This window comes from Streptomyces sp. 7N604 (assembly GCF_052245475.1).
Classification (GTDB): Bacteria; Actinomycetota; Actinomycetes; order Streptomycetales; family Streptomycetaceae; genus Streptomyces.
Genome location: NZ_JBQQBX010000003.1, coordinates 271,879 through 290,188, shown reverse-complemented (window position 1 = coordinate 290,188; position 18,310 = coordinate 271,879). Strand labels below are relative to the sequence as shown.

Sequence of the window (18,310 nt, the reverse complement as noted above, 5' to 3'; positions counted from 1 at the left end):
CCGGCGCCCCGGGCCCTCGATCAGAACGGGCCTATGGCGCGGATGGCCGCGCCGCGCAGCGCGTGAACGGAGGCGGGAAGGGTACGCCAGCTCGTGTGGCCCACGGTTCCGAACGGTTCCCGAGGACGGGGCGCGGGCCACGGTTCGAAGAGAAGGTGACACCATGCCAGTGGAGCCGAGCGTTGCCGCCGCTCCTCACAGGACCGATCCGGCCGGGCCGGACGAAGAGCCCGATCTCCTGCGCCAGTACCTCGCACAGATCGCCGCCACCCCCCTGCTCAATGCCGAGCAGGAGGTCGACCTGGCCAAGCGCATCGAGGCCGGTGTCTACGCGGACGAGCTGCTGCGGGAGGCCGAGGCCGACGGGCGCGAGCTGCCCGCGGAGGGCCGGTGGGAGCTGGAGGTCATCGCCCGCGACGGGCAGCACGCCAAGGACCACATGATCCGGGCCAACCTCCGCCTGGTCGTCTCCGTGGCCAAGCGGCACAGCCGTCGCGGCCTGCCGTTCCTGGACGTCGTACAGGAAGGGAACCTGGGGCTGATCAGGGCGGTCGAGAAGTTCGACTACACCAAGGGTTACAAGTTCTCCACCTACGGCACATGGTGGATCCGGCAGGCCATCGAGCGCGGCCTGGCCCAGTACGCCCGCACCGTACGGCTGCCCGTCCACGTCGTCGAAGACCTGTCAAAGCTCGGCCGGGCCGAGCGGAACCTGCAGCTGCGGCTCGGCCGGGAGCCGACCGCAGAGGAGGCGGCAGCCGAGACCGGCTTCCCGGTCGGGAAGGTCACCCGGCTGCGCCGGGTCGGCCGCGAGGCGATCAGCCTCGACACCCCCGTCGGCGACAAGGGCGAGACCGTGGTCGGCGACCTGATCGAGGACACCGAGGTGCTCCAGGCGCCGGATGTCGTGGAGTACCGCGCGCTCGCCGAGCAGCTCCGCCAGACCATCGGGACCCTGCCGCCCCGGGAGGCGATGATCCTCACCCTGCGGTACGGCCTGCACGACGGGAAGACGCACACGCTCAAGCAGGTCGCCGAGCATGTGGGGCTGACCCGTGAGCGGGTGCGGCAGCTGGAGAAGCACGCGCTGGCGCAGCTGCGGGCGCCGGAGCGGCACGAGCTGCTCCTCGACTGGGCCGGCTGACCCCGGCCGCCCCCCTGGGCCCCCGCGTCACATGTTGATCATGTGGCCCGCCAGGCCGTGGACCGCTTCCTTGACCGCCTCGCCGAGCGTCGGGTGCCCGTGCACGTTCCGCGCCACCTCGTGGACGGTGAGGTCCCACTGCTGGGCCAGCGTGAGCTCCGGCAGGAGCTCGGTCACCTCGGGGCCGATCAGGTGGGCGCCCAGGAGTTCCCCGTGCCGGCCATCGCTGATGATCTTGACGAATCCCACGGTGTCGCCGAGTCCGTGCGACTTGCCGTTGGCCGTGAAAGGGAACTTGGCCACCCGCACGTCGTAGCCCTGCTCGCGCGCCTGGGCCTCCGTCCAGCCGAAACTCGCGATCTGCGGCTGGCAGTACGTGGCCCGCGGGATCATCACGTACTCCAGCTCCATGGTCTCCGCACCGGCGATCGTCTCGGCCGCGACGATTCCCATCGCCTCGGCCGCGTGCGCCAGCATGAGCTTGGCCGTCACGTCGCCGATGGCGAAGATGTGCTGGACATTCGTACGGCAGCGGGCGTCGATGTCGATGGCGCCGCGCTCGGTCAGCCGCACGCCCGCGTTCTCCAGGCCGAAGCCCGTGATCCGCGGCTGGAAGCCGATGGCCTGCAGCACCTTGTCGGCCTCGAGGGTCTGCCGCTGCCCGCCGGTGGTGACGATGACATGCACCTTGTCGCCGGAGTCGTCGATGGCCTCGACGCGGGTGGACGGCAGCACGTTGATGCCCAGCTTGCGGTAGCGGCGCGCCAGCTCGGCCGAGACGTCCTCGTCCTCCAGAGGCACGATGCGGTCGAGGAACTCCACCAGCGTGACCTGGACGCCGTAGTTGTGCAGCACATACGCGAACTCGACGCCGATGGCGCCCGCGCCCGCGATCACGATGCTCTGCGGGAGCTCGTCGGTGAGGATCTGCTCCTCGAACGTCACCACCCGCGGGCTGAGGGATGTGCCGGGCAGGAGCCGGGTGGTCGCGCCCGTGGCGATGATGCAGTGATCGAAGGAGAGGGTCTCGGTGTTGCCGTCGGCGACCGTGACCTGGAGGGTGTGCGCATCGATGAAGCTGCCGATCCCCTCGTACTGGGTGATCTTGTTCTTCTTCATCAGGAAGTGCACGCCCTTGACGCGCCCGTCGGCGACCTTGCGGCTGCGGTTGAAGGCCTCGCGGTAGTCGAAACTCACCTGGCCGTCCACCCGGATGCCGAAGGTCTTGGCCTCCTGAGTGAAGATGTGCGCGAGCTCGGCGTTGCGCAGCAGGGCCTTGGACGGGATGCAGCCGACGTTCAGGCAGACCCCGCCCCAGTACCGCGCCTCGACGATCGCCGTTCTGAGGCCGAGCTGGGCCGCTCGGATGGCGGCGACATAGCCTCCCGGGCCCGCGCCCAGGACCACGACGTCAAAGTGTCCGCTCATGCACGGCAGCCTAGGCCGCGGCGCCCCGCCGCGCAGCGCGTCCCCCTTCGCGAAGGAGGCCGGAGTGGGGCATGGACAGCCCCTGGACGGCAGTGGGCTGCGGTGATGTCATGGAAGTGGCGTGGGCGTCGAGAGCGACTGTCCGGCACGGAGAAGCGGAAGCGTGTACCGCGCACCGTGCAATGAGGGCCCGCAAGAAGCGGGCGGCTCCGGCGCCCCGTCGCCGGGTTCGCCGGGCCGCCGCGGGCGAGCGCAGGGGCTGCCAGGGCCGGCAGGGATTGCTGAGGTAAGTCCGGCTCGGATCGCGGCGCGTGGACGGCGTTGTCCTTGCCGCTGTCGCCGCGGCTGGTCGGGTGCGATGCCCCGTCGAAGCCCTGGAGGACGAGGCTGCCGTCGATGTTCTCCCGGCCGTCGGTGAACGGACTGCCGGTGGTGTGTAGGAGTCGAAGCTGTCGTGAGCGAGCGTCACGACGGCTCAGAGCGTCCGCCAGTAGATCACCGGATGCGGGGGCTGCGAGGCCGGGTGTCCCAGCGGTAGCGGAACCAGGCGCGTCGGATCAGGCTACGCATGGTGACGATGGCGGCGGCCAGGGCGATGAAGAACTCCACGCAGGCCCTGCGGCGTTCGGTGCAGCGCCGGAGCTTGCCGAAGTTGTTCATCCACGAATTCGTCCGCTCCACCACCCAGCGCCCGTCCGCTGGTCCGTGACGACCTGCCCCCAGGCGTGGCTGGCATCCGCATCCTTCATTTAACTTGACAGCTAAATAACTACATGGTGAAGTAGCTGGGTGGATTCAGGGAGCAAGCCGGTCGATGTGGCGGCGGTGGACGATGAACGACTCGACGTCACCTTCGCCGCCCTGGCGGACCCCACGCGTCGGGCGATCGTGGCCCGCCTCGCCAGGGGGGATGCCACGGTGAACGAGTTGGCGGCGCCGTTCGAGATGTCCCTGCCGGCAATCTCCAAGCACCTCAAGGTGCTCGAACGCTCTGGGCTCATCTCGCGGACCCGGCACGCCCAGTTCCGGCCCTGCCACCTTGAGCGCGAAGCGCTCGACGCGGCACTGCTCTGGATCGAGGAAAGTCGACGGACCTGGACGGAACGCTTCGAGAAGCTCGACCAGTACTTGCGCGAGGTCCAGCAAGCACATTCCCCCGAGCCGGACCGGAAAGGACATGATTCATGACTGACCAGAAGCCTGCCGCTGGTGAACTCAGCTTCACCCGCGTCTTCGACGCTCCCAGAGAGCTCGTTTTTCGCTGCATGACCGAACCGGAACACCTTACCCACTTCTGGGGCCCCGTCGGCGTGAGCGCGCCGCTTGAGGACATCATCGTCGACGCACGTCCCGGCGGGGTCTTCGAGACCGTCATGGTCAACGACGCCGACGGCAGCCGGTACCCGACCCGAGCCGTCTATGTGGAGGTCAGCGAGCCGGAGCGACTCGTGTGGACCGAGACCCACAGCAGGATGACGATGACCGCGACCTTCGCCGACCTCGGCGACGGACGCACCGAGGTGCACATCCACCAGACGAACGTACCCGAGGCGTTCCGCAGCCCAGAGGCACAAGCCGGCTTCCTGTCCTCGCTCGACAAGTTCGCCGCGTACCTGAAAACCCTCGCGCGCGAATCCGGACGATAGTCCGACCGGAAAGGCGATACACCGATGGAGAAGACATACATCACCGAGGCAATCGCGGCTGAACGACGAGAGCTGGCGGACGTGCTGAGCGCCTTGCCCCCCGCCTCGTGGGAGACGCAGACACTGTGCGCCGGATGGCGCGTGCGCGAGGTCGTCGCACACGTGACCATGCCGTTCCGGTACTCGACCGCACGATTCATCCGCGAACTCATGACCTCGCGGGGCAACTTCAACCGCATGGCAGATCGCTGCGCCAGGCGGGACGGGCAAGCCCCGACGGGCGAGCTCGTCGCGGCCCTCCGCAACAACGAGTGGTACCCGTGGCAACCGCCCGGCGGCGGCTTCGAGGCCGCACTGACCCACGATGTGATCCACGGCCTGGACATCACCGTGCCGCTGAACATCACCCGCCAGATCCCCGAGGAACACCTGCGGATCGTCCTGGAGACGATCACAGGCCCGAAAAGCCTCAAGCACTTCGGCGTCGGCCTGGACGGGATCGAGTTGCGAGCCGATGACATCGACTGGTCATTCGGGACGGGAACGCCGCTGACCGGCCGGGCTCAGGATCTCGCGCTCGTCATGTGCGGGCGCAAGCTCCCGGCGGGACGGCTACGGGGCGACGGCCCACGCACCCACTTCGCCACGTCATAGACAGTGGTAGGTCATGGGCACGGGCGGACATGGTAGTCAGGCCTGCACAGCACTTTCGTGGAGTTGTTGACGCTCTGCCGCCTGGGAGGGGCCGTGCCTGCCGTTCCAGCATGCATCCTGGAGCCACTGCGTGAGGAGTTCCTCGCGCAGTTGCCCGAGCACCACGAGAAGCATCCGTGGGGTTGCCACAACCCCCGCATCGCCGATGAGCTGGTCTTCGACCGACTGATTCTGGTCCTGGTGTCCGGGATGGGGTACGAACGGGTGGCCGACGGGACCTGCTCGGCCACCACGATCCGGCGCCGCCGCGATGAGTGGATCGCGTGCGGTGCGGGCGAGGCGATTCAGCTGGCGGCATTGGCCGCCTACGACCGCATGATCAGCCTGGAGTTGGGGCATCTGGCCGCCGACGGCTGCCAGACCAAGGCGCCCTCGGGTGGGCAGTGCGCGGGCAAGAGCCCGGTGGACCGCGCCCAAGCAGGGCCTCAAGCGCTCGCAGCTCACCGACGGCTACGGCATCCCACTGGTCACCGACCCCGCACCGGCCAACATCCGCGACCACACCCTCCTTCCGGGGACCTTGGACCACTTCCGCAATCTCGGCAGGGAACTCGGCCCGTTACCGGAGCACCCGACGCTCAGCCTGCACGCGGGTTACGACTACCGATGCGTCTACGAGGACCTGGCGGGCCGGCAGGTCATCCCGCTGATCGCCAAGCGCGGTGAGCGGACGCCGATCCAGGCGGACGGGCGCTGGGTGGTGGAGCGGACGAATTCGTGGATGAACAACTTCGGCAAGCTCCGGCGCTGCACCGAACGCCGCAGGGCCTGCGTGGAGTTCTTCATCGCCCTGGCCGCCGCCATCGTCACCATGCGTAGCCTGATCCGACGCGCCTGGTTCCGCTACCGCTGGGACACCCGGCCTCGCAGCCCCCGCATCCGGTGATCTACTGGCGGACGCTCTTAGAGGGTGCCGAATTCGCAGCCCTCTTTGCGGACGACCTCCAGCTGCCCCTCCATGTCGTTCTCGTGCGAGAAGAGGTTGACCGGGTAGTCCGTCCTGTCCTTGCCCCCGCGCCCACCCACGCCGCGCCGGGCGACGCCGAGTGCCGCGTCAGCGGGGCTCGCGAATGTCCACCAGGGGGCTCGGCTCGCCGTCGTGGCCCGGGATGGCACGAGGGGCCCGGGCAGGCGGAAAAAGCTCGGGGCGCGGGGGCGGTTAGCGCCTGCCTCCGCGGCCGCGGGGCGCTGCGTCCTCGGCCCGCAGGCGCTCCACCTGCGCGGATGCCTCCCGGGCTCGCCTGCGGTCCCGTTCGGCCGTCTCGTGCGCCCGCCGCGCCGGGGCGCGGGCGGTGCGTTCGGCCTTCCTCGCCTCGGTCAGCGCTTCCCGGGCCTCCCGCAGCGCGGCCTCCAGCTCCCGCACCCGGTCCTCGGCCTCGTGCCGCCGATCCTCCGCTGCGGCGAGCCGCCGCTCCGCGACGGCGGCTTCCTTCTCCGCGGCGCGGGCCTCGCGCTCCAGCCCGTCCGCCTCTGCGCGGGCCTCGGACAGCCGCTCCCGCCGCTCCCGCTCCGCGCGCGCCTTCTCCTCGGCCTCCTCCGCGCGCCGGGACAAGTAGGTCACCGACGCCGGCCGGGCCGGTGCGGAAACGCGCGACGGGGCCTTGCGCTGCGGCGCCGGTTCGCGGGGGCGCAGCGGATGCACGGTGGCGCTGACCGGCGGGCCGAAACCGGCAGGCGGCGCCAGAGCCTTGGTCATACGCCCGGTGGCCAGCTCCTCGGCGGCGTCGGGGTCGGCGAGCGCGGCCTGCACGGTGGCCTCCACCTCGCGCAGCACGCTCTCGCCCACCGGTCGCCCGGCCTCGGCGGCCAGCCGCTGGGTCTCCTGGGACAGGGCGGTCACCAGCCGCCGCTGCTGCTGCGACAGCGCGCGCAGTTGCCGGCCGTCCAGGTCCTGGTGGGCGCGGCGCAGCTGCTCGCCGAGCCCGAGCAGCGCGGTGATCCGGTCGCGATCGCTGCGGACGAGGAGGTTCAGGGCCCAGGCGGCCAGGGTCGGGCGCCGCAGCGCGCGGATCTTCGCCGCCTGCCCGCGGGGCGCGGTCTTCGCCGCCTCGTCGCGCGCGGCGGTGAACTGCTCGGGCGGCAGCGCGTACAGCTGGTCGGCGACCTCTTCCCAGCCCATACGGTCAGGTTCGCATCATTCCGCACCCGACGGCTGGATTGGTGGGGTGACCGGAGCAAGGAATTCGGCGCGACGGCGGGCGGGTCCGGCAGGCCGGATTCATTCCCGCACATGTGGCCGGCGCCGGGGAAGACTCGCCACACGACCCTTGTCGGTTCGATCCACCCGGCCATGGCAAGTGACCGAAGGAGAAGGCACCTTGTCGGACGACGCCACACGGACGCCCCGCCGTACGGTTCTCAAGGCCGCCGCCCTCGGCGCTGCGGGGGGCCTCGTCCCCCCGGCCGTTCCGGCGGGGGCGGCCGTCCGTGAGAGCGCGGAGCCCGGCACCGCCCCCGCCACCCCTCCGGCCGACCTCGAGCGCCGGGCGCTGGCCCTCCAGCCGCCCGCCTTCCTCCTCGAGACCGCGGTCCCGCCCCGGATGGCGGCAGGGAAGGGATCCCGGCTCAGCATCAGCGACCGGGCCGCGATCTGCGGCGGCCACTCGCTGCGCTGGGACCACGACGCACGGTCCCGCATCGTCGTCCGCGCCGACCTGGCGTACGGCGCCGACCCGTACCGCCCGCTCGACGACCAGGCGTGGCAGGGCACCGTGGACACCTTCTCCGTCTGGGTCTTCAACGAGGAGCCCGCCGACGACGCGATCCGCTTCGAGTTCGGCCGGGGCGAGCGCACCGACGCCTGGTTCGACTTCCGCCTCGGCTTCACCGGCTGGCGCACCGCCTGGGTGCGCTACGGGTACGACATGCACGGCCGGGCGCACCCGGACATGGACACCGTCCGCATCATCGCGCCGCGCCGCTCCGGCACCCTCCATCTGGACCAGCTCCTGCTCAATGTGGCGGTGCGGCCCGACGGGCCCACCCGTGACGTGCAGGTGCCAGAGGTCTGCCGCGAGGGCGACGCGTGGGACGCCCAGCACTGGCAGGCCCTCTACCTCTTCGACCAGCTCCTGAAGAAGCGTCAACTACCCGCACCCGCCCCCTCGGAGGAGGACCGGGCCTCCCTGCGCACACTCCTCGCCCGCTACCACGACGAGTACCTGGCCGCGGCTGTGAGGGTGGACGACGCCTACGTGGCCGCGCTCACCGCCCAGGTCGCGGAGCTCGGCGTACCGGAGCGCTCCTCGACCGGCACCGGCCGCCCGGTCCTCTCGTACCAGTCCCAGATCTATCCGCCGCAGATCGCCGCGGACCTCACGTCCTTCGTGGGCGCGGCGACCCTGCGCGGCTGCACCGACCTGATGAAGACGGTCGCCCAGGCGCACGACGCCGCGGGCGACGCCCACCGTCCCGCCCTCGCCGAGCTCTACCTGCGGCTCGTCGCCCACCTCCGTGACCAGGGCTGGACGCACGGCAGCTGCCAGGGCACGATCCACCACCTCGGCTACGACGCCCGCGGCTACTACGACTCCGTCCACCTGATGCGTGACGTGCTGCGGGACGCGGGTCTGCTCGGTGCGGTGCGCGCGGACGTGACCTGGCTGACCGGCCTCGGCCGGATCTTCCGCGGCTGGGACCACCGCATGGCGTACGGCAGCGTCATGGACATCCTGGGCACCACGTTCCGGGGACTCCTCGCGGCCGTCCTGCTGTACGAGAGCGAGGCGGAGCAGGTGGCGTATCTGCACGCGCTGCGCGACTGGCTCGACCGGGCCCTGCTGCCCGTCCCCGGCATCCAGGACGGCATCAAGCCCGACGGCACCACCTTCCACCACGTCGGGTTCTATCCGGACTACGCGCGCGACGGCTTCAGCGGCCTTGCGCCGCTGGTCTACGTGATGGGCGGCGGGACCTTCCGTATCTCCGAGCGGGCCCACGCCTGGCTGAAGCGGGCCCTGCTGACCATGCGGCTGTACGCCAACAAGTTCCACTGGCCGATCTCCCTCACCGGCCGCCACCCCAGGGGCACCACGGCGCTGTCCGTGACCCCGTACGAGTGGCTGGCGTTCGCCGGAACCCCCGACGGGTCGAGCGACGTCGACCCCGAACTCGCCTCCGCCTTCCTGCGGTTGCTTCCCGCCGAGCCCAGCGACCGGCAGAAGCGGCTGGCCGGGCGGCTCGCCGCCCGCGGCATCACCGCGGAACCGGACCCGTCCGGCACCTGGGCCCTCAACTACGCGGCCCTCGCCGTCCACCGGCGTGACAACTGGCAGGTCACGGTCCGCGGGCACAACCGCTACCTGTGGAGCACCGAGGTCTACGAGGGCGCCAACTGGTACGGCCGCTACAACACCTACGGCCAGATCCAGGTGCTGCACCGCGGCGATCCGGTGACCAACGCCGACAGCGGCTACAGCCAGCCCGGCTGGGACTGGAACCGCCGCCCCGGCACCACCACGATCCGTAAACCGCTGCCGCACCTGCGCGCCGACCTGACCGGCACGATCGAGGAAATGCTGCTCACCGACGAGCGGTTCGCGGGCGCGCATGCCATCGACGGCCGTCATGGCATGTTCGCGATGCGGCTGCACGAGCACCCGAAGTACGACGGCTCGCACCGCGCCCGCACGGCGGTCTTCCTCTTCGACGACCGGATCGTCGCCCTCGGCTCCGGGATCGGGAACGACGACCGGGTGCACGAGACGGAGACCACCCTGTTCCAGACCCGGCTGGCCGCCCCGTCGGACCCGACGTACGTCGAAGGACCCGAGCCGGTGACCGCCTTTCCGTACGAGCGGCCCGGCATCGAACTCCGCGAACCCCGCTGGCTGCTGGACGACAAGGGCATCGGCTACTACCTGCCCGCGGGACAGCGCATCGGCGTCCAGCGGACCACCCAGCACTCGCGCGACCAGGCGACCGATGCCCCCACCAGCGGCGACTTCGCCACCGCCTGGATCCGGCACGGCACCGCGCCCCGGGGCGGCCGCTACGAATACGCGATGGTGGTCCGGGCCACGCCGGAGCGGATGGCCGCGTTCACCGAGGAGATGGCGGATCCGGCGCGCGCACCGTACACCGTCCTCCGGGCGGACACCACCGCGCACATCGTCACCGACCGTGCCACGGGCATCACCGGCTACGCCGCCTTCGAAGCCGTGGACCGGCTGGCCGGGGAGACGGCGGTGCGCGGCGTGGACACCCCGTCGATGCTGCTGACCCGCCGGGACGGCGACGCCCTGGTCCTGGCCGTCTGCGACCCCGACCTGCGGCTGTACGAAGGCATCGACCGCGACCAGTACGAACACGGCCGCTACGTCGGCCACTTCAGCCCCTGGTCCAGGCCCTGGCTCACCAGCCCGAGCCGGCCCCACACTCTGCGCGTGACGCTCCGCGGCCACTGGCGGGCAGCCGGAGCCGGCGAGCCGTGCCGGACGCGCCGCCAGGGAAGGGCGACCGTCGTCGAGTTCGAGACGGTGGACGGCCGGCCCGTCCAGGCGCGGCTGCTGCCGGCGCCCGCGCGTCGCATCAAGCCCTAGGCAGGCGTCCAGACCGACCGGTATGGTGCGCTGCCTGCCCGCCGGAAGGATGCGACGCGGCAGAGGCTCGTTGCTTGTTGAGGGGGGTGCCGTGCGGGAATACAGCCTTCCGCACCTGGTGGAGGCTCCGCGTTCGGGTGGTCTCGCGGACTCGGTCTACCAAGTCGCCGAGAGCGACCCGAAGCTGGCGCAGCTCGCCAGGCGCGGCGATCCGGACGGCGGCGAGTGGGTCCAGGTGACCGCGGCCGAGTTCCGGGACGAGGTGCTGGAGCTCGCGAAGGGGCTGCTGGCGAGCGGCATCCAGTTCGGCGACCCGGTCGCGGTGATGTCCAGAACCCGCTACGAATGGACCCTGTTCAGCTATGCGCTGTGGTCCATCGGAGCCCAGGTCGTCCCCGTCTACCCGACCTCCTCCGCCGAGCAGGTGGGCTGGATCCTGTCCGACGCGGGCGCGGTCGCCATCGTGGTCGAGCACGAGGACCACGCCATGACGGTGGGCGCGGTGTGCAACAGCCTCCCGCTGCTGCGCCGGATCTGGCAGCTCGACGACGCGTGCGTGCAGCGCCTCGCCGAACAGGGGCGGAACATCCCCGACACGCTGGTGCACCGTCACCGGCAGGCGGTGGGACCGAACGCGACCGCCACCATCACGTACACCTCGGGCACCACAGGACGGCCCAGGGGGTGCGTGATCACCCACGCCAACCTCGCGGCCGAGTGCGACACCCTCTTCGCCGGGTGGAACGAGCTGCTCGCCGAGCGCGGCGAGCAACCCACCCTGCTCGCCTTCCTGCCGCTGTCCCACATCTACGGCCTGATGGTGCAGGTGTTCTGCATGCGCGGCGGTGTCACGCTCGGGCACCAGCCCGATCTCGCGCCCGCCTCGCTGCTGCCCGCACTCGCGTCCTTCCGGCCCACCTTCGTCTTCGCGGTCCCGTACATCTTCGAGAAGATCTACCGCAGGGCGCGGCAGGCGGCCGAGGAGTCCGGCAGACAGGACCTCTTCGACCGGGCCGTGGACATCGCGGTGCGCTACGCCGAGGCCGTGGAGCGGCGGCACATGGGTCTGGGGCCCGGCCCGGGGCCGTGGCTCCGGGCCGCGCACGCCGTGTTCGACCGCATGGTGTACGGGCGGCTGCGGTCCGTGCTGGGCGGCCGGGTGCGGTACGCCGTGTCCGGCGGGTCGACGCTCCGGCGCGAGCTCGGCCTGCTCTTCGCGGGCGCCGGCATCACCATCTACGAGGGCTACGGCCTGACCGAGACCACCGCGGCGGTGACCGGCCAGCCCGTCGGCTTCGTCCGGTTCGGCACCGTGGGCCGGCCGCTGCCCGGGTGCGCCGTCCACATCGCCCGTGACGGGGAGGTGTGGGTGTACGGCGACGTGGTCTTCGCGGGCTACCACCGCAACCCGGCGGCCACCGGGGCGGTGCTGCGCGACGGCTGGTTCGCCACCGGCGATGTGGGCTACCTGGACGACGACGGCTATCTCGTCATCACCGGGCGCAAGAAGGACATCATCATCACCAGCGGCGGCAAGAGCACCTCCCCCCAGGTGCTCGAGGAGCGGATCCGCGCCCACGCCCTGGTCTCGCAGTGCCTGGTCGTCGGCGACAACCGGCCGTACATCGCCGCACTCATCACCCTGGACCCCGAGGCGCTGGAGCACTGGCTCCGGCTGCGCGGCAAGCACATGTCGGGCCCCTCCTCCCACGACCCTTCGCAGGCTGTCCTCGACGAGGAGCTGCGCACCGAGATCCAGCGGGCGGTGACGGCGGCCAACAGCGCGGTGTCACGGGCCGAGTCCGTCCGGGCCTTCCGGATCCTGCCCTTCGAATTCAGCGCGGCCGACGGGCTGCTGACCCCCTCGCTGAAGCTGCGGCGCGGCGCGATCGTGCAGGCGTACGCGCAGGACATCGAGGACCTGTACGCGTTCTGAGGCGGGCACGGGCAGACGGCCGAGCGCCGGCTCGCCGCGCCCCGCACCCGGGGCGACGATGCTTCCGGCAGACGTCGCCGCGGAAGGACGGGCAGACAACGGAGGGGAACGTCTTCGGCGCTTTCCAGCCCCAGGGCGCAGCGGGCTGACCGACGTCCGTGCCATGCCGCACCGTGCCCGTGCCGCGACCTGCCGCGCCGTTCCGCGCTGTTGAGGAAATCGCACGCGGGGCTCGTATTGCGTGGGGAGGCGGAACAAGAGAAGAGACGAGGAGCCACGCATGCGCGCTGTCCGTGTCGCCGAGTTCGGCCCGCCCGAGGTCATGCGGGTGGAGATCGTGCCGGACCCCGAACCGGGCGAAGGCGAGGTGCTGGTCGATGTCGCCGCGGCGGGTGTCCAGTTCGTCGAGACGCTGGTGCGCGCGGGGAAGTCGGCGCAGGTGCCGCGGCCGTACACGCCGGGCCGGGACGTCGCAGGAGTCGTGAGCGCGGTCGGACCCGGGGTGGACCCGGGACTCCTCGGCAAGCGGGTGGCCGGGCAGACCGCCCGCTCCGGCGGCTACGCGGAGCGGGCGGTGGTGGCCCGCCGGGCCCTGCACGTGCTGCCCGACCACCTCTCCCTGGACAGCGCCGTCTGCCTGCTCGGACAGGGCCTCACCGCCGTCGGCCTGATCGAGATCGCGGCATTGCGCGAGGGCCAGACCGTGCTCGTCGAAGCGGCCGCGGGGGGAGTGGGCAGTCTGCTGGTGCAGCTCGCCAAGGTCGCGCGGGCGAAGGTCATCGGGGCGGCCAGGGGCGAGCACAAGCTGGATGTCGTACGGAAGCTCGGCGCGGATGCCGCCGTGGACTACGGCGTGCCCGGGTGGGCCGGTCTCGTACGGGAGGCCGCGGGCGGTTCCGGGGTGGACGTGGTGCTGGACTCGGTCGGCGGGGACGTGGGGCGGGAGGCCGTGGACACGCTCGCTCCTGGCGGTCGGTTCATCGTCTACGGCATCGCGTCGGGCCGCGGCACCGAGATACCGGGCGGACTCGTCTACGGCCGTGGGCTGACGGTCATCGGCTACGGCAGCAGCACCCCGGGCCACGACCCCTCGCGCTTCCGTGCGCTGCAGGGCCGGGCCCTGGCCGAGGCCGCCATCGGCAGGATCACGCCCGTGATCGGATGGCGCTTCCGGCTGGAGGACGCCCCGGCCGCGCACGCCGCGCTCGCGGGCCGGGAGACGGTGGGCAAGGTGATGCTGATCCCGTGAACGGCCCGATCCTGGGCCCGACCCGAGACCGAGACCGAGCCCGAGCCCGAAACCGAGCTCGGGAGGACTCGGTCTCGGGCCCGGGGGCTCTCAGCGGAGGTTCTCCAGGACCGTGGCGTTCGCCAGACCGCCCGCTTCGCACATCGCCTGCAGGCCGTAGCGGGCCCCGCGCTGCTCCATGGCGTTGACGAGGGTGGTCATCAGCCGCGTACCGCTGGCGCCCAGGGGGTGTCCGAGGGCGATGGCGCCGCCGTTGACGTTGACCTTGGCCGGGTCCGCGCCGGTCTCCTGCTGCCAGGCCAGCACGACGCTCGCGAACGCCTCGTTGATCTCGAACAGGTCGATGTCGTCGAGGCCCAGTCCGGCCCGGCGCAGCACTTTCTCGGTGGCGGGGATGATGCCGGTGAGCATCAGCAGCGGGTCGGAGCCGGTGACCGCGAAGCTGTGCAGCCGGGCCAGCGGGCGCAGGCCGAGCCGGGCGGCGGTCTCGCTGCTGGTGATCAGCACGGCCGAGGCGCCGTCGTTGACCGGGCTGCTGTTGCCGGCCGTCACCGACCAGTCGATTTGCGGGAAGCGCTCGGCGAAGCCCGGGTCCTCGAAAGAGGGGCGCAGACCGGCGAGCACATCGGGCGTGGTGTTGGGCCGTACGGACTCGTCGGTGTCGACCAGGCCCTTCTCCGTGGTGACAGGCGCGAGTTCGGCGGCGAAGCGTCCGTCCGCGTGCGCCTGGGCCGCGCGCTGGTGGGAGGTGGTCGCGAACTCGTCCATCCGCTCCCGGCCGACCGACCACTTGGCGGCGATCAGCTCGGCGCTGATGCCCTGCGGAACCAGGCCCTCCGGGTAGCGCGCGGCGAGCGCCGGGCCGAACGGGTCGGCACCCGCGGGCACGTTGGACCACATCGGCACCCGGCTCATCGACTCCACCCCGCAGGCCACCACCACCTCGTACGCGCCGGAGATAACGCCCTGGGCGGCGAAGTGGACGGCCTGCTGGGAGGAGCCGCACTGCCGGTCGACGGTGGTCGCGGGCACGGACTCGGGGAATCCGGCGGCCAGCCAGGCGTACCGGGTGGTGTTCATCGCCTGCTCGGCCACCTGGTCCACGCAGCCGCCGACGACGTCGTCGACGAGGGCCGGATCCACACCGCTGCGGTCGATCAGTGTGCGCAGCGTGTGACCGAGCAGGTCGACCGGGTGGACTCCGGCGAGCGCGCCGGACGGTTTGCCTTTTCCGACGGGCGTACGGACGGCTTCGACGAGGACGGCGTCGCGCATGGCGATCGACTCCTTGGGGTTGAGGTTGTTCAGGAAGGTGCGCCGAGGACGCGGCGGGCCTGCCGCGCGAGGGCCAGCAGGTGCCCGTCCGCGTCCCATACGGCGCTGTCGTCCACGGCCCAGCCGCTGCCCGCGTGCTCGCCGCGGATCCGTACGAGCGCCCAGCCGGTGGCCGGTCCGTCGTCCAGCGCCGAGCCGTAGTGCACGGTCAGCTCGGCGGTGGGGACCGGCCGCGGGGCCGTCCAGAGGGCGAAGAGCGCCGGAGGTGGCGCGTCCGCGAGGACGGTCACCGCCCCGGCGTCCAGCGGGCGGCCGTCGCGGAACCGCATCCAGGCGACGAGCTCGGCGCTCTCGCCGCCGCCGAGCGGACGCGCGGGGGTGGCGGGCCGGATCTCCAGGCGCTGCGCGAAGGTGGCCAGGGCCTGGGGGAGTGCGAGGGGAGGGCAGTTGCCGGGCCCGGGCACGGCGGGGGCCGGGCTGCCGTGGTGGTACGGGCCGGGGCGCGGGCTGCCGAAGGTCGCCGAGCCGAGCAGGGCCTGCTCCCCGCCCTGCTCGGCTCGCAGCCCGGCCACCGCGGTGCCGCGCCCCGACCGCTCGACGGTGGTGTGCAGGGCGAGCGGGCGATCGTCGACCCGGGCCAGGAAGTGGGTGGTCAGGGAGCGCACGGGCCGGTCGTGGCCGGAGTCCAGGGCCAGCCGCGCGCGCATGGCGCCGAGACCGAGGGCCGCGAGATACCCGCCGTGCGCACCGGGCCCGGATCCCCAGGAGCGGTCGACCCGGACCACAGCCGGGGGTTCCCCGTCTCCGGGCAGCGCCTCTCCGAACGTGACGGCAGTCGTGGTCATCGCGGACCAACCCCTCGGCTGTGAGTGAGTTTGGAAACTGGACTCACAGTACCCCAGTGAGTTTGATAAGCAAACGCACACCTCTAAACTGTGAGCATGAAGACCCGGCGCCCCTGCTCGATCGCGGACACCCTCGGCGTGATCGGCGAGAAGTACTCGATCCTGGTCCTCCGCGAGGTCTTCCTCGGCGTGCGGCGCTTCGACGCCATGACCCGCAACATCGGCGCCCCGCGCGACGTCCTCGCGGCGCGGTTGCGCCACCTCGTCGAGGCGGGCGTGCTGGAGAAAGTCCCGTACAGCGAGCGCCCGCCGCGCTACGAGTACCGGCTGACGGAGGCCGGGCAGGACCTCCGGCCGGTCCTGCTCACGCTGATGCAGTGGGGCGACCGGCATCTCTCCGGCCGCCCGCCGGTGGTCTTCGAGCACGACTGCGGCGCCGACCTCGAACCGCTCGTCGTCTGCCGCTCCTGCGGCCGTGAGGTCGACTCCCGCTCCCTGACCCCGCGCCACGCGGACCCCGACTGGGCCCGGGCCTGACGCGCGGCGAGGCGCCCGCGCCACCCGGGCGGCGGGGGCGCGCTGCGGGGTTGCGGGACCGTACGTCCTGGACGTGAACCTCTGCGCCTCGTCCTGGATCGAACCGTTCTGGGGTCCGGGCTCCTGACGGGACCCTTGTCCGGAGCCCTCGGCCGCTCTTAGGGTGAACGGCCAGTCATGCCGACCAGTCGGTATGGGCGAGGGCGGAGGTCGTCGTGTCGCAGAGCGGACGTGTCGAGGACTATCTGGCAGACGTGCGCGCCCGGCAGCGCCGGGTGTGGCCGCGCGAGGTGCCGGCGGAGGTCGTCCATCCCCAGGGGGAGCGACCCCTGACCGAGTATCTCGCGCACTGGTCCGGGCACTGCCCGGACCGGGTGGCGATCAACTTCTACGGGCGGCGGATCGGTTACGCGGAACTCGAGGACCTCACGGCCCGCTTCTGCGGCTGGCTGCAGCGGACCGGGGTGCGTCCCGGCGACCGGGTCGGCGTGCTCCTGCCCAACTGCCCCCAGTTCGTCGTCGCGATGCTCGGCATCCTGCGCGCGGGAGCCGTGCACGTACCGGTGAACCCGATGTTCCGGGAGCACGAGCTGCGGCACGAGCTGGCCGACGCCGGAGTCGAAGTCCTCGTTGTCCTCGACTCGTTGCGGCCGCTCGTGGACGCCGTACGGGAGGACACCGCCGTACGCGAGGTGCTCGTCACGCGGATGGCGGACTTTCTTCCGGCAGACCCTGACCTGCCGGTGCCGCCTGGCCTGTCCGGCACTGGGGACGGTGCGGCGAGCGCAGGGGACGGTGCGGCGAGCGCATGGAACCGGGCGCTCGGCGGAGCCCGCGGGCGGGACCATCCGGCCGACCTCGACGCGCTCGCGGCCCTCAACTACACCGGCGGGACCACCGGCCTGCCCAAGGGCTGCGAGCACACCCAGCGGCACATGCTCTACACGGCGGCGACGGCCGCGGCCGCCGGGGGCATGGACCTCTCCGGGGACCGGCCCGACGTCCTGCTGATCTATGTGCCGGTCTTCTGGATCGCGGGCGAGGACTTCGGGATTCTGCTGCCGCTCCTCACCGGAAGCACCATCGTGCTGCTCGCCCGATGGGACCCCGAGGCCGTCCTGCGGGCGGTCGAGCGCTACGGCGTGACACTGATGCTCGGGACCGTGGACAACTACGTCGAGCTGATGGATCATCCGCGGTTCTCCGGAGCGGCCCTGTCCAGCCTGACGCAGCCGCGCGCCATGTCCTTCGTCCGCAAGCTCACGCCGCGGATCCGCGCCCGCTGGCGGGCGCTGGTGGGCGGGCACAGCGTGCTGCGCGAGGCGTCGTACGGCATGACCGAGACCCACACCGCCGACTCGATCACCGCGGGCTTCCAGGACGGCGACCACGACCTGCTCACCGAGCCGGTCTTCTGCGGGCTTCCGGTGCCCGGCACCGACTTCATGGTGGTGGACGAGAAGACCGCCGAGCCGCTGCCGCTGGGGGAGCGCGGCGAGATCCTGGTCCGGTCACCCTCCCTGATGACCGGCTACTGGCGGCAGCCGGAGGCCACGGCCCGGGCGCTGCGCGGCGGTTGGCTGCACACCGGGGATGTCGGACTGATCGACGAGGACGGGTGCCTGCACTACCTCGGCCGCAACAAGGAGATGATCAAGGTCTCGGGGATGAGCGTGTTCCCGTCGGAGCTCGAATCGCTGCTGGCGCGCCACCCCGATGTGCTGTCAGCCGCCGTGGTGCCGATGGACGACCCGTCAAAGGGCCAGGTCCCGCTGGCGTTCGTGGAGCCCCGGCCGGGTGCCGCGCTAGAAGCGGAGCAGCTGCGGGCCTGGGCGCGCGACAACATGGCCGCGTACAAAGTGCCCGTCGTGGTCTGCGTCGACGCCCTGCCGATGACCACGACCGGCAAGGTCAAGAAGGGTGAACTGCTCGATCGCGCGGCACGGATCGCCGGGGCGAACGCCGCACCGGCCGCGGACCGGAAGGGCGACTGACG

The 18,310-nt window shown here is 71.6% G+C and carries 14 protein-coding genes and 2 pseudogenes; 10 read left to right on the top strand and 6 right to left on the bottom strand.

The features are described 5' to 3' along the window. Positions 1 to 163: 163 nt before the first annotated feature. Positions 164 to 1,144 (top strand): sigma-70 family RNA polymerase sigma factor, encoded by a 981-nt coding sequence (locus ACTWP8_RS05140; protein ID WP_443320940.1) that lies wholly within the window; start codon positions 164 to 166, stop codon positions 1,142 to 1,144. A gap of 27 nt (positions 1,145 to 1,171) precedes the next feature. Here the strand turns inward: ACTWP8_RS05140 and lpdA are convergent, their stop codons facing one another. Together lpdA and ACTWP8_RS05130 are read right to left on the bottom strand one after the other, a co-directional pair. Beyond that, positions 1,172 to 2,572 (bottom strand): dihydrolipoyl dehydrogenase, encoded by a 1,401-nt coding sequence (gene lpdA / locus ACTWP8_RS05135; protein WP_443320939.1) that lies wholly within the window; start codon positions 2,570 to 2,572, stop codon positions 1,172 to 1,174. Between the two features lie 495 nt (positions 2,573 to 3,067). Next, positions 3,068 to 3,265: pseudogene (locus ACTWP8_RS05130) on the bottom strand (transposase); the annotation flags it as partial. A 123-nt stretch (positions 3,266 to 3,388) separates the two neighbouring features. Between ACTWP8_RS05130 and ACTWP8_RS05125 the strand changes: the two are divergent. The 4 genes and pseudogenes from ACTWP8_RS05125 (at position 3,389) to ACTWP8_RS05110 (ending at position 5,818) form a co-directional block, all read left to right on the top strand. Further along, positions 3,389 to 3,760: an ArsR/SmtB family transcription factor gene (locus tag ACTWP8_RS05125; RefSeq protein WP_443320938.1), complete on the top strand. Its 372-nt coding sequence runs from the start codon at positions 3,389 to 3,391 to the stop codon at positions 3,758 to 3,760. Further along, a complete protein-coding gene (locus ACTWP8_RS05120; protein WP_443320937.1) occupies positions 3,757 to 4,218 on the top strand; it encodes an SRPBCC family protein in 462 nt (153 codons plus the stop codon). The genes ACTWP8_RS05125 and ACTWP8_RS05120 overlap by 4 nt, the downstream gene beginning before the upstream one ends. A gap of 24 nt (positions 4,219 to 4,242) precedes the next feature. Beyond that, the gene (locus tag ACTWP8_RS05115; protein ID WP_443320936.1) at positions 4,243 to 4,872 is read left to right on the top strand and encodes a maleylpyruvate isomerase family mycothiol-dependent enzyme; all 630 of its coding nucleotides are present in this window, start codon (positions 4,243 to 4,245) and stop codon (positions 4,870 to 4,872) included. 93 nt (positions 4,873 to 4,965) lie between these two features. Further along, positions 4,966 to 5,818, top strand: a pseudogene (locus ACTWP8_RS05110) (transposase). Positions 5,819 to 5,835: 17 nt separating this feature from the next. On the opposite strand, the gene ACTWP8_RS05105 reads toward ACTWP8_RS05110, so the two are convergent. Beyond that, entirely contained in the window at positions 5,836 to 6,048 is a 213-nt protein-coding gene (locus ACTWP8_RS05105) for a hypothetical protein (RefSeq protein ID WP_443320935.1), read from the bottom strand. A 43-nt stretch (positions 6,049 to 6,091) separates the two neighbouring features. Continuing rightward, on the bottom strand, positions 6,092 to 7,051 hold the full coding sequence (locus tag ACTWP8_RS05100; protein ID WP_443320934.1) for a hypothetical protein: 960 nt from the start codon (positions 7,049 to 7,051) through the stop codon (positions 6,092 to 6,094). A gap of 199 nt (positions 7,052 to 7,250) precedes the next feature. Between ACTWP8_RS05100 and ACTWP8_RS05095 the strand changes: the two genes are divergently transcribed. The 3 genes from ACTWP8_RS05095 (at position 7,251) to ACTWP8_RS05085 (ending at position 13,657) form a co-directional block, all read left to right on the top strand. Continuing rightward, positions 7,251 to 10,472 carry a chondroitinase family polysaccharide lyase gene (locus ACTWP8_RS05095; RefSeq protein ID WP_443320933.1) on the top strand — a complete coding sequence of 1,074 codons (3,222 nt, stop codon included), beginning with the start codon at positions 7,251 to 7,253 and terminating at the stop codon, positions 10,470 to 10,472. Positions 10,473 to 10,563: 91 nt separating this feature from the next. Then, the gene (locus tag ACTWP8_RS05090) at positions 10,564 to 12,408 is read left to right on the top strand and encodes an AMP-dependent synthetase/ligase (RefSeq protein ID WP_443320932.1); all 1,845 of its coding nucleotides are present in this window, start codon (positions 10,564 to 10,566) and stop codon (positions 12,406 to 12,408) included. Positions 12,409 to 12,688: 280 nt separating this feature from the next. After that, entirely contained in the window at positions 12,689 to 13,657 is a 969-nt protein-coding gene (locus ACTWP8_RS05085) for a zinc-binding dehydrogenase (protein ID WP_443320931.1), read from the top strand. A 90-nt stretch (positions 13,658 to 13,747) separates the two neighbouring features. On the opposite strand, the gene ACTWP8_RS05080 is transcribed toward ACTWP8_RS05085, so the two are convergent. Further along, positions 13,748 to 14,932 (bottom strand): thiolase family protein, encoded by a 1,185-nt coding sequence (locus ACTWP8_RS05080; RefSeq protein WP_443320930.1) that lies wholly within the window; start codon positions 14,930 to 14,932, stop codon positions 13,748 to 13,750. 29 nt (positions 14,933 to 14,961) lie between these two features. Then, positions 14,962 to 15,777: an acyl-CoA thioesterase gene (locus ACTWP8_RS05075; protein ID WP_443320929.1), complete on the bottom strand. Its 816-nt coding sequence runs from the start codon at positions 15,775 to 15,777 to the stop codon at positions 14,962 to 14,964. A 96-nt stretch (positions 15,778 to 15,873) separates the two neighbouring features. Between ACTWP8_RS05075 and ACTWP8_RS05070 the strand changes: the two genes are divergently transcribed. Together ACTWP8_RS05070 and ACTWP8_RS05065 are read left to right on the top strand one after the other, a co-directional pair. Then, complete coding sequence (locus ACTWP8_RS05070) at positions 15,874 to 16,314, top strand: winged helix-turn-helix transcriptional regulator (protein WP_443315220.1); 441 nt, start codon at positions 15,874 to 15,876, stop codon at positions 16,312 to 16,314. Positions 16,315 to 16,529: 215 nt separating this feature from the next. Beyond that, a complete protein-coding gene (locus ACTWP8_RS05065) occupies positions 16,530 to 18,308 on the top strand; it encodes an AMP-binding protein (RefSeq protein WP_443320928.1) in 1,779 nt (592 codons plus the stop codon). Positions 18,309 to 18,310 lie beyond the last annotated feature (2 nt).

Coding starts and splice junctions, on each gene's coding strand:
- ACTWP8_RS05140 (WP_443320940.1), top strand. CDS start 164: ATGCCAGTGGAGCCGAGCGTTGCCGCCGCTCCTCACAGGACCGATCCG.
- lpdA (WP_443320939.1), bottom strand. CDS start 2,572: ATGAGCGGACACTTTGACGTCGTGGTCCTGGGCGCGGGCCCGGGAGGC.
- ACTWP8_RS05120 (WP_443320937.1), top strand. CDS start 3,757: ATGACTGACCAGAAGCCTGCCGCTGGTGAACTCAGCTTCACCCGCGTC.
- ACTWP8_RS05115 (WP_443320936.1), top strand. CDS start 4,243: ATGGAGAAGACATACATCACCGAGGCAATCGCGGCTGAACGACGAGAG.
- ACTWP8_RS05100 (WP_443320934.1), bottom strand. CDS start 7,051: ATGGGCTGGGAAGAGGTCGCCGACCAGCTGTACGCGCTGCCGCCCGAG.
- ACTWP8_RS05085 (WP_443320931.1), top strand. CDS start 12,689: ATGCGCGCTGTCCGTGTCGCCGAGTTCGGCCCGCCCGAGGTCATGCGG.
- ACTWP8_RS05080 (WP_443320930.1), bottom strand. CDS start 14,932: ATGCGCGACGCCGTCCTCGTCGAAGCCGTCCGTACGCCCGTCGGAAAA.
- ACTWP8_RS05075 (WP_443320929.1), bottom strand. CDS start 15,777: ATGACCACGACTGCCGTCACGTTCGGAGAGGCGCTGCCCGGAGACGGG.
- ACTWP8_RS05070 (WP_443315220.1), top strand. CDS start 15,874: ATGAAGACCCGGCGCCCCTGCTCGATCGCGGACACCCTCGGCGTGATC.